The organism is Rhodocytophaga rosea (genome assembly GCF_010119975.1).
In the GTDB taxonomy this organism is placed as follows: domain Bacteria; phylum Bacteroidota; class Bacteroidia; order Cytophagales; family 172606-1; genus Rhodocytophaga; species Rhodocytophaga rosea.
On record NZ_CP048222.1, the window covers coordinates 1224001 to 1237195 of the forward strand.

Consider the following 13195-nt stretch of genomic DNA (forward strand, 5'->3'; position numbering starts at 1 on the left):
ATTTCCTCCGCAGGCTATTTTTTAATCTTCATATACTTTAAAATATCATCATACAAACCGCCTTCATTGGCATATAAGGCATAATTCTTTGCCGTAGCAAACCATTCAAGGGTGGTAGCAACCTGTTTGCTGCAGGCATTTTTGAGGTCAGTGGTGGTAAGAGGCAATGTTTTTCCGGCTTTGAGCGATTCTGTAATTTTCGATTCAATGGCCATATCTACCACTGCTTTCAGATCGGCGCCGGAGAATTCTTCTGTCAGTCTGGCGATGCTTTCAATATCAACTTTTTCCGTAGGTGTGTTTTGCAACAGCAACTGCAAAATACTAATTCTGGCTGTTTTATCCGGGGGCTGTACAAAAATAAGCCGATCGAAGCGGCCCGGCCGGCGGAAAGCAGCATCCAGGTACCAGGGAGAATTAGTAGCAGCTAAAATCAAAACGCCTTCATTGGAATGCTCTACCCCGTCGAGTTCGTTGAGAAACTGGTTGATCAGAAAACGGCCTTCGCTTCGCCGCATATCCGAACGGCTGGCACCTAGGGCATCTACTTCATCGAAAAACAATACACATGGCCGGCCAATTCTGGCTTGCTGAAAAATCTCATGCAAGTTTTTCTCGCTGTTTCCAATCCACATATCAAGTACATCGTTGATACCTACCGAAATAAAAGTAGCATCAATTTCTCCGGCCGTAGCCCTGGCCAGATGCGTTTTTCCACAGCCCGGAGGTCCGTACATGAGAATGCCACCACCAGCTTTTTTACCATAGGCTTTATAAATATCCGGGTTCTTCAAAGGATAGATCACTTTCAAGGCAATTTCTTCCTTCACTTTTTCCATGCCGCCTACATCTTTGAAAGTAATTCTGGGTTTTTCAATATCGGTATCCAGAAAAGAATAGGACTCTTCTTCGGCAGGAACCGGTACTTTTACTCCTTGGCCCGCAGATGAAATTGCTTTATTTAACTGGTCTTCAAAGTGCCTGTCAGAAATATAAGGATTGAGCGAAACAGCGGTTTTGTACTGGCTGTAGGCTTCTTTCCATTCCTCGTTTGCAAATAATAACCTCGCATTCAACAAATAAACCTCTGCTTCTTTATAGCCCGAGGTAAATAATTCTTCCACAATTACAGCCGCCGCATCGTATTTCTGCAGGTGAAAAAATGTATGGCTTAACCCTAGTTTTAACTGCTGGTTATCTGGTGCATAGGCCAATGCTTGTTTATATTCATCCTGGGCTTCTTCATACGCCTGTTGAGTAAACAGCACCTCAGCCAGATGCTTTCGTAAAGGAACATTATTGGGAGAAAAAGCAAGTGCTTCCCGCAAATGCTTAATGGTATCTTTATCGGTCATAGCGCATACAATGTAAGGGATTTAAGTATGTGGTAAATGATAATTCTGGGGAAATATTTCATGTGTAGTAAATTGATTTTCAATAGCCACCTGCTACACAGATACTTCTTTGAAAAGCAAACTCCTTTTTTCCTATATTTCTAAATAAAGTTTTTCCTGTAATTTGCAGGCTGATAGTTGCTTGACAAAACCGTGTTTATGAATTTTATTTTATGAAGAAATTTCAATTGTGTGTAATACTCGCCTTATTTCTATTTGCGGCTTGCTCTTCCGGGAGTCAGGAAAACCAGGATAGTTATCAGGCTTATATAAAAGAAGGCGAAGACTTTTTGAAAGAAAATTCAAAAGAGGAAGGTGTTGTTACGCTGCCAAGCGGCCTGCAATATATCGTACTGAAAGAAGGATTTGGACCCAAACCCACACTTACAGAAAATGTAACGGTTCATTATCATGGTACGCTAATAGATGGCACTGTATTCGATAGTTCGGTAGAAAAGGGCGAACCACTCACATTTACGGTGAACCAGGTAGTAAAAGGCTGGCAGGAAGCTTTGCAACTTATGCCGATGGGAGCCAAATGGAAAATATTTATTCCTTCCCAGCTGGGCTATGGCGCAAGAGCCAGAGGCGATAAGATCAAACCTAACAGCGTACTTATTTTCGAAATGGAACTACTTTCTATTAATAGCCAGTAGCAATTAAATTATTGAATTACTGAAGGTCTGATTGAAAGAATAAGTGAATAAAGAAATGTAATTCTGTAATTCTGTAATTCTGTAATTAATTCCATGCTTTCTCACCGGCAGCTTTTTTTGAGCCACTTGGCGCAAACCACTCATTTTCCGCTCCTACTCGAAATCGAACGGGCAGAAGGAATATATATGTATGCCCCTGCTGGCAAAAGATATACAGACCTGATATCAGGAATTGGGGTGAGTAGTGTAGGTCACAGGCATCCAAAAGTAGTAACAGCGGTAAAAGAGCAGGCGGATAAATTTATGCACCTGATGGTGTATGGCGAATATGTACAGGCTCCTCAAACCCTACTGGCACAAGCCTTGGTACAAACACTTCCGGCTCCTTTGGATAATGTTTATTTTACCAATTCCGGCAGCGAAGCCATTGAAGGTGCCTTAAAATTAGCCAAACGCTATACTGGCCGACGGGAAATTATTTCCTGTTTTCAGGCGTATCATGGTTCCACGCATGGTTCTCTGTCGGTAAGTGGGAACGAGGTATTCAAACAAGCTTACCGCCCTTTATTGCCTGGCATCCGGCATATTCAGTTTAACTATACCGCTGATCTTGAAAACATTACCTCCCGTACAGCAGCAGTACTAGTTGAAACAGTACAGGGAGAAGCCGGAGTACGGGTACCAGATTCTGCCTACATGCAGGCATTGCGGCAAAAATGCACAGAAACCGGTGCCTTGCTGATACTCGATGAAATTCAGGCAGGTTTTGGCCGTACCGGCAGATTCTGGGCTTTTGAATATTTTGGTATTCAACCTGATATACTAGTCTGTGCCAAAGGCATGGGAGGTGGAATGCCCATTGGTGCATTCATCGCTTCTCAGGAAGTTATGTCCGTTTTCAAGGAAAAACCTATTCTGGGGCATATTACTACTTTTGGCGGCCATCCGGTGAGTTGTGCCGCTTCACTGGCAACACTAATTGCTATTCAGGAAGAAAAGCTTGTTGAGCAGGTAGCAACCAAAGAAGCACTGTTCAGAGAATTATTGCAGCATTCCTCTATCCGGGAAATCCGCAGCAAAGGATTGATAATGGCGGTAGAATTTGAGTCTTTTGAGGTGCTTAAACCCATAATTGACCGCTGTATCGAAAAAGGTGTGATAACCGACTGGTTTTTGTATTGTGATAATTCCATGCGTATTGCCCCTCCCCTCACCATTACCGAAGCCCAGATCAGGGAATCTTGCGAGGTGATTTTATCGGCTATTTGATAATTTATAATTCAGTGTTTATTTTCTGCGCAAGCTTGTCTATACTTTTAAAGGCATTTTCTATATACTTCCAGTGCCTTCCATTACAATTCCAACATCTTCCGACCGTAAATTGGTATAATCTTCTAATTTTGAAATTTTACAATCTATTCATTCTGAATCAGAAGAAGTATGGCTGTACAATTCGGAAATACCTGGTGGGGCAAACAATGGCTGAATGCCTTTTCAAACATTGATTTTAGCAACCGTCTGCCCCGAGGCCGCAGTTACGCCCGGAATGGCTCAGTAAAGAGTATGGAGATTGATAAACAGATTATTGCTGCAAAAGTACAAGGCTCCCAGCGGACTCCCTACAAGATTAAAATCAGTGTAAAACAGTTTTCAGCGGCTGATAAAAAAACCATCCTCGAAGCTATCACCCGAAATCCTGCTTTTCTGGCAAAACTGCTTTCCCGGGAACTGCCCAATGAACTGAAAGATGAGCTTTCCAGGCGGCATATCGACCTGTTTCCCAGAAGCTGGCGCGATATGGACGCTACCTGTTCCTGTCCAGACTGGGCAGTACCCTGCAAACACATTGCGGCCATTATTTACCTGTTTGCCAACGAGATAGATAAAAATCCTTTTGTACTATTTACCCTGCATGGCATGAATTTGCTGGCAGAAATAGAAACTGCGGGTTTTAAAGGGGCACAAAAAGCCGTAGCATCCGTGCCTTCGGTAAGCACCCTGCTGGAAACCCTGCAATCTGAGATACCAGCTACTATTCCCGACAAAAGCCTGCTGGATAAACTCGACTTCTCCCATATTCCCGACTCCCGCCAGGAACTGCTTTCCTTGCTCAGCCCTAACCCTTTGTTTTTTAACGAAGGCGATTTCAAAAAAATCCTGGATAAGAAGCTAAAAGCCATTGGCCAGGAAGCTGCCCGTGCACTTATCCATCTCGAAACTGAATCAGATGAAAAGGCAACACCCGAAATATACCCCGAAGCAGTTACCCATATACATATTCAATTGGATGACGAGTTACGCCTGCCGGAAATCCGCCTGCTTACCCTGCAACAGTCTTATATCTGGAAGGGGCGCAGGGAAAACCCTGTTCATAAACTCGCCCAATGGCTGCAAGCTATTCCCCTATCGCAGCTTTACCAATGCGGCATAGCTGTAAGGTCATTGGCAGCGCTACAGCGTTTCAGCCTCATCCTACTCAGGCAAGGAGCCATTATCCCACATTTGCTGCACATCGAAAAAGACAGCTACCTGGTACACTGGCAACCAGCCATGCTCAAAGAAGAAGTCAGGAACCTGGCAGATTTGCTGGCACAGGTAGTTCCGCCGGATGTACTTACCGTGCAGGTACCCGGTAAAAAAGAGCCGCTCACGCCGCATTATTTCAGTCCACAGGAGCAGGTCATGCAGTTACTTAGCCTGTTTCTGACACATTTCATCCAGCAGTATTACATTTCTGAGCGGGGCGAACATCCGTTAACGAATGTATTTTTCAAAGGTGAAACCCTGGATGCCTCCGGTAAAGATTACAGCCAGGCACCCCAGTTGATCTATTTGTGGCTGAAACGTTTTTATATATCCCGCAAGGAAATTGTGCCTTTGCTCCAGATAAAAGAAGGCAATACGTCCGATTTTATTATAGAACTGTATATTACCCATAGCAAACAGGCATTGCAGGAACCTGTTCCCCTACAAACCTTTTTTTCCGATACAACATACCAGGACAACAGGCTTGACGTATTGCAGGACCTGTCTGTATTGACTGAGTATTTTCCCAGGCTCAATAACCTGATCGCTTCCCAGGGCGTTCAGGTACTGGAAGTGCAGGGCCAGGAATTTGTAGATATTTTTGTGCGCATTCTGCCGATGATGCGCCTGCTGGGTATTGCTGTCCTGCTTCCTAAAAGCCTCCAGAAACTCATCCGTCCCAGTCTATCACTGGCTATTGATGCCTCAGAAAAGGGCGTAGAAAAACATTTTTTGAGTATGGATGAACTACTCAGCTATAAATGGCAGGTGGCCATAGGCAACGAACAAGTTTCGGCAGAAGAATTTATGAAACTAGTAAAAGGACTTTCAGGCATTGTAAAAATCCGCGACCAGTACGTAATGGTAGACCCTAATGAAGTGCGCCAGTTAATAGATAAACTTAAAAATCCGCCTGAACTGAAAAGCCAGGAAGTATTGCAGGCTGCACTGGCTGAAGAATATGCAGGTTCGAAAATCCGCCTCTCCGGCAAGGCGCAGGCAGTGTTAAAATCCTTGCTGGAGGTAAAAAAAGTAGCTTTACCTACCGGATTACAGGCCAATCTGCGGCCATACCAGCAACGGGGGTTTGAGTGGCTGTATAAGAACAGTTCTATTGGTTTTGGCAGCATCATTGCCGATGATATGGGTTTAGGTAAGACATTGCAGGTAATTACCACTTTGCTCAAGTTTAAGGAGGAAGGCTTACTGGTAAAGAAAAAAGCACTGGTGGTGGTGCCTACTACCCTGCTCACCAACTGGCAGAAAGAAGTAAGCCGCTTTGCCGCCGGTCTTACCCTGCATATTTATCATGGACCTAATCGGAAGTTGCCGGAACCATTGCCGGATGTAGTACTTACCACGTATGGGGTGATCAGAAGTGATGGGGAAAAACTGAGTAAATTGAAATGGTACACAACAGTGATTGACGAAGCGCAGAACATCAAAAATCCTGCTACTGCCCAGACCAAAGCTGTAAAAAAACTAAAATCGGATGTACAGATCGCCATGAGTGGTACACCAGTCGAAAACCGCATGAGTGAATACTGGAGCATTATGGATTTTACCAACAAAGGCTACCTGGGTTCGCTCAAATTTTTCCAGAGTACCTATGCTTATCCCATTGAAGTAGAACAGGATCAGCAAAAGTTAGACTTGTTCCGCAAAGCAGCCGCTCCTTTTATTTTACGCCGGCTCAAATCTGATAGAAGCATCATCAGCGACCTGCCCGACAAGGTAGAAAAAGACGAGTTCTGTACGCTTACGCAGGAACAGGCCGCCTTATACCAGAATGTGGTAGAGGATATTATGAAACAGATCGAGGAAAAAGAGGGCATCGAACGCAGTGGCCTTGTTTTCAAGCTCATTATGGCGCTCAAGCAGATCTGCAACCATCCGGCACAATTTCTCAAGAGGGAATTTGCTCAGCCGGAGCTTTCCGGAAAAACAAGCCGCTTACTGGACCTGCTGGATGAAATTTATACAGCTGGTGAAAAGGTGCTCATCTTTACCCAGTTCCAGCAAATGGGAGAACTCCTGCAGAAGCTTATTGCCCACAAATATCACACAGAGGTGCTTTTTCTGCATGGCGGCTGTTCCCGCAAACAACGGGATACCATGGTAGACCAATTCCAGAATGAAACAGCTGTAAAAACTATGATCCTTTCGCTGAAAGCAGGCGGTACCGGACTCAATTTGACGGCAGCCAGCCAGGTGATCCATTATGACCTGTGGTGGAATCCGGCCGTAGAAGCCCAGGCTACCGACCGGGCTTTCCGGATTGGGCAAAAGAAAAATGTACTCGTTCACCGCTTACTCACTCAGGCTACTTTTGAGGAAAAAATAAATAACATGCTGAAAGAAAAACGGGAACTGGCTAATATGGCTGTGGCCCAGGGCGAGCAATGGGTAGGTGAGTTGTCGAATAAAGACCTCCGGCAGGTGTTCCGGCTGGAAAAGTAAAAGCCAGGCCGCACGTTACGTCAATATTTGCATATCATAAAACAAGTTTTAAGGCTTCTGATTCCCAATCATCATTAACAGGAATACAATAAATTATCTGGCCCCTGTTTATGCTGCGTTTATTTTATTAATTTGAGAAATACACACAACTGCGTATATGAACTAGCATTCGGTTGCGTGTATACACTTGTTGCCACCAATTAGAAAATGAACAGTAGGACCCAAAATACACTCTTAACCATAGGAATCCCGACAGGATATGCTGTAATACTTCGGCTTTTTTTTGGGGTTAATACCTGGAATGAATTGTTTTCAATTATGTCGGTGACATTTTTATTTTTACTTCCCACAATTCTAGGAGCTTTAACCATTTATTTATCTAGTCCCGAAATAGTACAGAGTTTAGCATATAGAGTGTTTACACCCTGGATTCCGGTTTTCCTATTTTTAATAATTACGCTTGCATTCGCCCTTGAAGGTTGGGCTTGTTGGCTGATGATTCTGCCCATCTTCTTAATTGGCGCTTCTATAGGGGGATTAATTGGTGGCTATTTAAAGGCTCGAAATACTAATAAGATAATTAATATTTCAATTCTAGTATTTCTACCACTATTTGTTGGACCCATAGAAAATCTCATAGAGACTATTCCAGGTACATATATAGCATATACTTATATTGACATTGAAGCACCTGCTGAAAAAATATGGGACAATGTAACTCATGTTAGTGAAATACCACAAGAACACGATAAAGGCTATCTAACTCGAATGCTTGGGTTTCCCAGACCTATAAAAGCAGAATTGAATTTTGAAGGAGTTGGAGCCTATAGAGAAGCCATTTTCACAAAGGGGCTCGTCTTTCATGAAACCGTTACTGAATACAAAGACAATAAAAAAATGGTCTTTACAATAAAAGCCTATCCACACCAAATCCCATCAACAACATTGGATGAACACCTAGTAATTGGTGGAGATTATTTTGACGTGCTAAACGGAACATACGAACTTGAAAAATTACCAAACGGTCTGCATAGATTGCATTTATATAGCCATTTCAAAATGAACACTACATTTAATTTTTACGCAGGATGGTGGGGAAAATGGATAATGAAAGATATTCAAAACAACATTTTGCTGGTTGAGAAAACACGAGCGGAAGAAGGATAAAAAACTGGTGGCAACACCAAACTCGGGCCGCCAACGGGTGCATCACAGTTCATAGGCTCAGCACGGCATACGATGCGGGAGTTGTTGATTCGTTGCCAATAATACCAATAATAAATATAAGATATGAAGATTTGGGTGTCTATATTTTTGATACTAATAGGGCTGATAGCTATATTAATTTTTATAGCAGGTTCTCATGGTCATTAGCGATTTAGGTATGATAAAGGTGAAGATTGGATAATGTTTTTTGTAATCATATCCGCACTTGGAATAGGTACAGTAAACTTATTGAGGAGTTTATATACAAGAATAAAACAGTAAAAACTACTGGCAACATTAAACCTGCTATCAACCCAAACCTGCTATCAACCCAAACCTGCTATCAACCCTGCTTCCAAAGCTATAAGCTAAGCACAAGAGCAAGGTTTGTGGAAGTTCATGCTATGTAAGAGGTCATTGTATAGTGATAAAACCAAACAATTTTACTCAGTAAAAATGACGGGCAAAAAATTTACACCTTTTCCTGTTTTGAGAACAGAAAGACTGATATTGAGGCAACTTGTAAGCAGTGATGACAAAGAAATATTTGCTTTGCGATCGGACAACAACGTAAACAGATATCTTGACAGGAAGCCAAGCAAATCCATTGATGATGCAAGGATTTTTATCCAGACTATTAATGAAAACATCCAAAGGAACGATTCCATTTACTGGGCAATTACATGGAAGGGTACTGACAAACTAATTGGAACAATCTGTTTATTTGACTTTTGCGACGATAATTTGAAGGCGGAAATCGGGTATGAATTATTACCCGACTTTCAGCAAAAAGGAATCATGAAAGAAGCGGCTTCAAAAGTAATTGAGTTTGCAATTCAACATATCGGGCTACATTCAATAGAAGCACATACTCATGCTGAAAACCAAAGTTCGACAAAACTTTTGGAGAAATTGAATTTTAAAAGGCATAGTGTTGGGGAAGTCTTGGTTCATTATAACATCGTACTTTGAAAGGTTAAAAATTGTCCTACGGTTGCTTTTGTTATACTAAAAACAGCAAATTGCTTATGCAGTTTTACTTCCGGTTTGGCAGCAGAATCCGGAAAATGGTGCCTTTTCCTGGTTTGCTCTCTACGGAAATATTCCCTGCTAGGGTTTCTATGGCTTGTTTTACAATATACAACCCGAGGCCGGAACCATCTGATTTTTCGGTGGCCCGGAAGAACATATCAAAAATTCTCCCAATATATTCCTCTTCAATCCCCAGGCCATTATCTTCTACGGTCATCACGGCTTGTTCTTGGGTTATATCTATGGTGTATCGCAGGTAATTATATTCGGCGTATGGGTTAATGTATTTAATCGCGTTGGAAGTAAAATTCTTTAGCAAAATATTGATCCGGAGCACATCGCTGTAAAATTCAGCTTCGCCTTTTACATCTACAAGCAACTGCACTTTTTCCCAGTTTCCGAGATATTTTAATTCTTCAAAGGAATCCCGGATCAGTTTTTTAAAATCTATTTTTTCGCTCGTCACTTCATGATTCACTGTACGGGAATGGCTCAGTACTGATTGAATAAAATGGTCTAATTTGTTAGCCCGGTTTTCAATCAGGCTGATATAATTCCGGATGGTATCCATACTTTCTTCCATATGGATAATATTAATCAGCCCCAGAATAGAGGTAAGCGGCGAACGCAGGTCATGCGACACTTTATAGACATAATTATCCAGTTCTGCATTCCGCTTTTTGAGTTCATCCAGCGTTACTTTCAGGGCTTCATTAGCTTTTCTTTGTTTGGTTATATCCAGCACAAAAGAAATCCCTCTATCAGTATACCCTTCTATCAGAGAGCCCCCAACCAGAATAGGTACCCTGGTTCCGTCTTTTTTAATATACTCTTTCTCATATGGCTTATGAATCCTGGTTTGCTGAAGTTCGGTTACAGCTTGCATATCCTGGATGGCATATTCAGGAGGAGTCATCTGCCGCCAGTCTATTTTTTGTTCGATGAGTTCTTGCCTGGTTTGCCCTATAATCTGTAGAAAAGCATCATTAGCATCCATTAATTCACCGCTTAATTTCCAGAAAATGATACCGATCATATCCGACTCAAACAAGGGGCGAAACTTGGATTCACTCTGCTGCAATCTCTTCTGATTCTGTTTCTGCTCACCAATATCTATCATATAGGCTACACCCCGGTCTTTAAAACCTTCCAGTAAAGCACCTCCGGCTAGTATGGGCAATGGGATGCCTTCTTTCCGTAACAGTTCTTTTTCATAACCTTTTACTTTGCCGGTTTGCATCACTTCTTCCAGAGCCTGCCGGTCAATTTGAGCAAATTCAGCTGGCGTAATGCCATCCCAGCGCAGGTTGCCAGAGAGCAGATATTCTCCGCTATAACCAGTCATATTAAAAAATGTATTATTGGCATCCAGTATATTCCCGTAAGCATCCCAGTAAAAGATACCGATCATGTCCAGTTCGAAGAGTTGTCTGAATTTAGCTTCACTTTCCCGGAGCACAATTTCGTGCTCTTTTCTGGGTGTAATATCACGTATAATACTTTGAACAGCTGGCATTCCATCAAAAACAGCCGGAACACTGGTAAGCTCCACATGCACCTTTTTGCCATCCTTGCGGATAAATGCATACTCTGTCAGCGGGGCTTGTTTTCCTTCCTGCAAGGCCGATAAGCGTTGATACGCCTGGCTGCGGAATTCAGGCTCAAGGAAAGTAATAACCGATTTACCTAATAATTCTTTATGACTTTCTACCCCATATAAGGCAGCGGCTGAAGGATTGGCATATACGATCTTTCCATCTATATGAATAATAATGCTGTCGAACAAATTAACCAGACTCTGATAACGATCTTCGCTCTCACGTAACGCCTCTTCCGATTGCTGTATTGCTTCATCCCGTTCTTTGAGCAACTGGAACTGCATCCGTAACTCCTCATCTTTTTCTTCCATCAGGGTCACCTGCTGCCGCAAAGCTTCATTGGCATCTTCCAGCTCTTTTCGAGTGGGTATTTTGAGAATAGTGGGCGTGATTTTTAGCAACATAAAAGTGGTACCGGCTGAAGCAATGGCAGTGATGGCTTTCACCAGACCATCGATCCGGTAAATGGGATTCCATACGGTGATCACACTCAGAATATGCGTAGTACCGCAACTGACAATAAACAGGGCGAATAAAGCCAGTATCCATCTGAATTGCACATTTTTTTTGCTCCGGTAGATAAAAGCCAGACATAATGGAATAGTGAAATAAGACAGCGCAATTACTCCATCCGAAATCACATGTGTCCAGAGTATGTCGGACTGCCAGAAATAACAATGCCCGTGCGGCATAAAGCTGTTTTTTTCAAACAACTTACTAAAATATTCTTCCATAGCGTATGCAGTTTATAATAACTATTCGGTTTCACAACCATCAACTTATATTGCCACCTTATTAATGTGGCTCAAATAATGATATATAAGCGTATTAATCAGCCATATACAATAACATTTACATGCAGTTTTAGCTGTGTGCACATGTAGGGTCTTACAACTGGAGTTTAAAAAATGAGAATAAAACTAAATCCCTTAAGGGGTTAATCAGGTGGCCTTTACAAATAATCTTCAAAACTAAGCAGAGAATCTGTAAAAATTGAGATAGAACTAAATTATTGTTTGGTGTAATCTATCCTGAATTTACTTAGGTTAGGCTGGAAATTCTTTTTACGTCCCAGTTCATATTCATAGATTACTTTGCCCAGTGCAGCTAAAAACGGCTTTCCTACCGTTTCATATTCATATTGATCATCGTTGAAAATGCCATCTTCATTTACTAAGATAGTAGCTGTGAGCAGAAATTCAACATTATTTTTAAAATCTGCTACATATGCATTGTCGGTAAGAAAACCATAAGCCCAGCCTGCTTTATTGAAAATACGGATGTGTGGAGGAAAATCTGTTTTAGTATTGCCATACAGGAAAAATTTGCCGTAACTTTTGTAATACTGCACACTGTCGTACACCGGACCCTGGCTTTCCTGCGGAAACATAGACATATATTTATATACAAACTGGTAATCTTCTTGCTTCAACTCAAACCGTTTCCTGGCTGGCACCGCTTCCGGGAAAAGTAAGGAACGCAAGATACCTTGTAAATTCTCTATGGAAATGTAATTCATGGCTGAAAAGTCCATGGGTTTATTCACCAGCTTTTCCTGTTGCAGGTATCCTTTTCCTTTTACAATAGTGGTGAGCTTGTTTGGAAATTCTTTCGGATTGAAAACCAGAGGTTGCTCATAGATAATTTTGTCGCCTGCATAAAACGTAAAAGGATTAGTATACCGGTCTTCTTCGGCTGTGCTGCCTACCTGCAAACGTTTCAAAAGCCTCAGGTCATTAAAACCTTTTTTATATAAATTTTCATTTATTTGCCCTTGCCCCATGAACTCAAACAAACGGTTATAGGCATCATTATCACTTACGAGCAGAATTTTTTTTATATAATGCGCAATGGAAGGCAATCCACTGAGAGAAGTAGAATCTACTGTTACCGCTACCTGCCGGTTATACGCACTATCAATGCGGAGAGTAGTTTCTTTGGTTAATCCGTTTATATTGAGTGTATTGATTTTTTCCAGGGCCAGCAATACAGCCGAAAGCTTTACAGTACTTGCCGGATAAAAATACTGAGTGGCATCTACCCGGTAACGGTGCTGCGTAAAAGCTGGTTTGTTTTTTTTATTGCGGTCGATCTGGGTATAGAGAATCTGAACTTCGTATTTAGCAGGATCTTTGAGAATTCTGCTGAACAGTTCCGGATTAGAACGCAATAATACCTCTACCAGATTATTTGTATTCGTTTCGGTTGGCTGGGCAAAGGCAAGGGGCATGTGCAATAGTAATAGAAAGAATATAGAGAGAAGGCGGTTGAACATACAGGAGTATTTTAAAGCAATTTAACTTTTTCCAGCGCAGTTCCTGTA

Annotated in this window: 8 protein-coding genes; 5 read left to right on the top strand and 3 right to left on the bottom strand. The window is 42.0% G+C overall.

Going from position 1 to position 13195, the window contains the following annotated elements:
• Positions 1 to 14 precede the first annotated feature (14 nt).
• Positions 15 to 1355 carry an ATP-binding protein gene (locus tag GXP67_RS05300; RefSeq protein ID WP_162442194.1) on the bottom strand — a complete coding sequence of 447 codons (1341 nt, stop codon included), beginning with the start codon at positions 1353 to 1355 and terminating at the stop codon, positions 15 to 17.
• Between the two features lie 212 nt (positions 1356 to 1567).
• Here GXP67_RS05300 and GXP67_RS05305 point away from each other — a divergent pair, with 212 nt between their 5' ends.
• The 5 genes from GXP67_RS05305 to GXP67_RS05325 all read left to right on the top strand — a co-directional run bounded on the left by GXP67_RS05305 (position 1568) and on the right by GXP67_RS05325 (position 9214).
• Positions 1568 to 2050 carry a BamJ family beta-barrel-assembly machinery protein gene (locus GXP67_RS05305; RefSeq protein WP_162442195.1) on the top strand — a complete coding sequence of 161 codons (483 nt, stop codon included), beginning with the start codon at positions 1568 to 1570 and terminating at the stop codon, positions 2048 to 2050.
• A gap of 93 nt (positions 2051 to 2143) precedes the next feature.
• Positions 2144 to 3319: an aspartate aminotransferase family protein gene (locus GXP67_RS05310; RefSeq protein WP_162442196.1), complete on the top strand. Its 1176-nt coding sequence runs from the start codon at positions 2144 to 2146 to the stop codon at positions 3317 to 3319.
• A 171-nt stretch (positions 3320 to 3490) separates the two neighbouring features.
• Positions 3491 to 7036, top strand: coding sequence for an SNF2-related protein (locus GXP67_RS05315; RefSeq protein ID WP_162442197.1), 3546 nt, complete (start codon positions 3491 to 3493; stop codon positions 7034 to 7036).
• Between the two features lie 318 nt (positions 7037 to 7354).
• The gene (locus GXP67_RS05320) at positions 7355 to 8203 is read left to right on the top strand and encodes an SRPBCC family protein (RefSeq protein WP_232064947.1); all 849 of its coding nucleotides are present in this window, start codon (positions 7355 to 7357) and stop codon (positions 8201 to 8203) included.
• Positions 8204 to 8698: 495 nt separating this feature from the next.
• A complete protein-coding gene (locus GXP67_RS05325; RefSeq protein ID WP_162442199.1) occupies positions 8699 to 9214 on the top strand; it encodes a GNAT family N-acetyltransferase in 516 nt (171 codons plus the stop codon).
• 64 nt (positions 9215 to 9278) lie between these two features.
• Here the strand turns inward: GXP67_RS05325 and GXP67_RS05330 are convergent, their stop codons facing one another.
• Together GXP67_RS05330 and GXP67_RS05335 are read right to left on the bottom strand one after the other, a co-directional pair.
• Positions 9279 to 11606 carry a PAS domain S-box protein gene (locus tag GXP67_RS05330; RefSeq protein ID WP_162442200.1) on the bottom strand — a complete coding sequence of 776 codons (2328 nt, stop codon included), beginning with the start codon at positions 11604 to 11606 and terminating at the stop codon, positions 9279 to 9281.
• Between the two features lie 275 nt (positions 11607 to 11881).
• Positions 11882 to 13147, bottom strand: coding sequence for a serine hydrolase (locus tag GXP67_RS05335; RefSeq protein ID WP_162442201.1), 1266 nt, complete (start codon positions 13145 to 13147; stop codon positions 11882 to 11884).
• Positions 13148 to 13195 lie beyond the last annotated feature (48 nt).

Coding starts and splice junctions, on each gene's coding strand:
- GXP67_RS05300 (WP_162442194.1), bottom strand. CDS start 1,355: ATGACCGATAAAGATACCATTAAGCATTTGCGGGAAGCACTTGCTTTT.
- GXP67_RS05305 (WP_162442195.1), top strand. CDS start 1,568: ATGAAGAAATTTCAATTGTGTGTAATACTCGCCTTATTTCTATTTGCG.
- GXP67_RS05310 (WP_162442196.1), top strand. CDS start 2,144: ATGCTTTCTCACCGGCAGCTTTTTTTGAGCCACTTGGCGCAAACCACT.
- GXP67_RS05315 (WP_162442197.1), top strand. CDS start 3,491: ATGGCTGTACAATTCGGAAATACCTGGTGGGGCAAACAATGGCTGAAT.
- GXP67_RS05320 (WP_232064947.1), top strand. CDS start 7,355: ATGTCGGTGACATTTTTATTTTTACTTCCCACAATTCTAGGAGCTTTA.
- GXP67_RS05325 (WP_162442199.1), top strand. CDS start 8,699: ATGACGGGCAAAAAATTTACACCTTTTCCTGTTTTGAGAACAGAAAGA.
- GXP67_RS05330 (WP_162442200.1), bottom strand. CDS start 11,606: ATGGAAGAATATTTTAGTAAGTTGTTTGAAAAAAACAGCTTTATGCCG.
- GXP67_RS05335 (WP_162442201.1), bottom strand. CDS start 13,147: ATGTTCAACCGCCTTCTCTCTATATTCTTTCTATTACTATTGCACATG.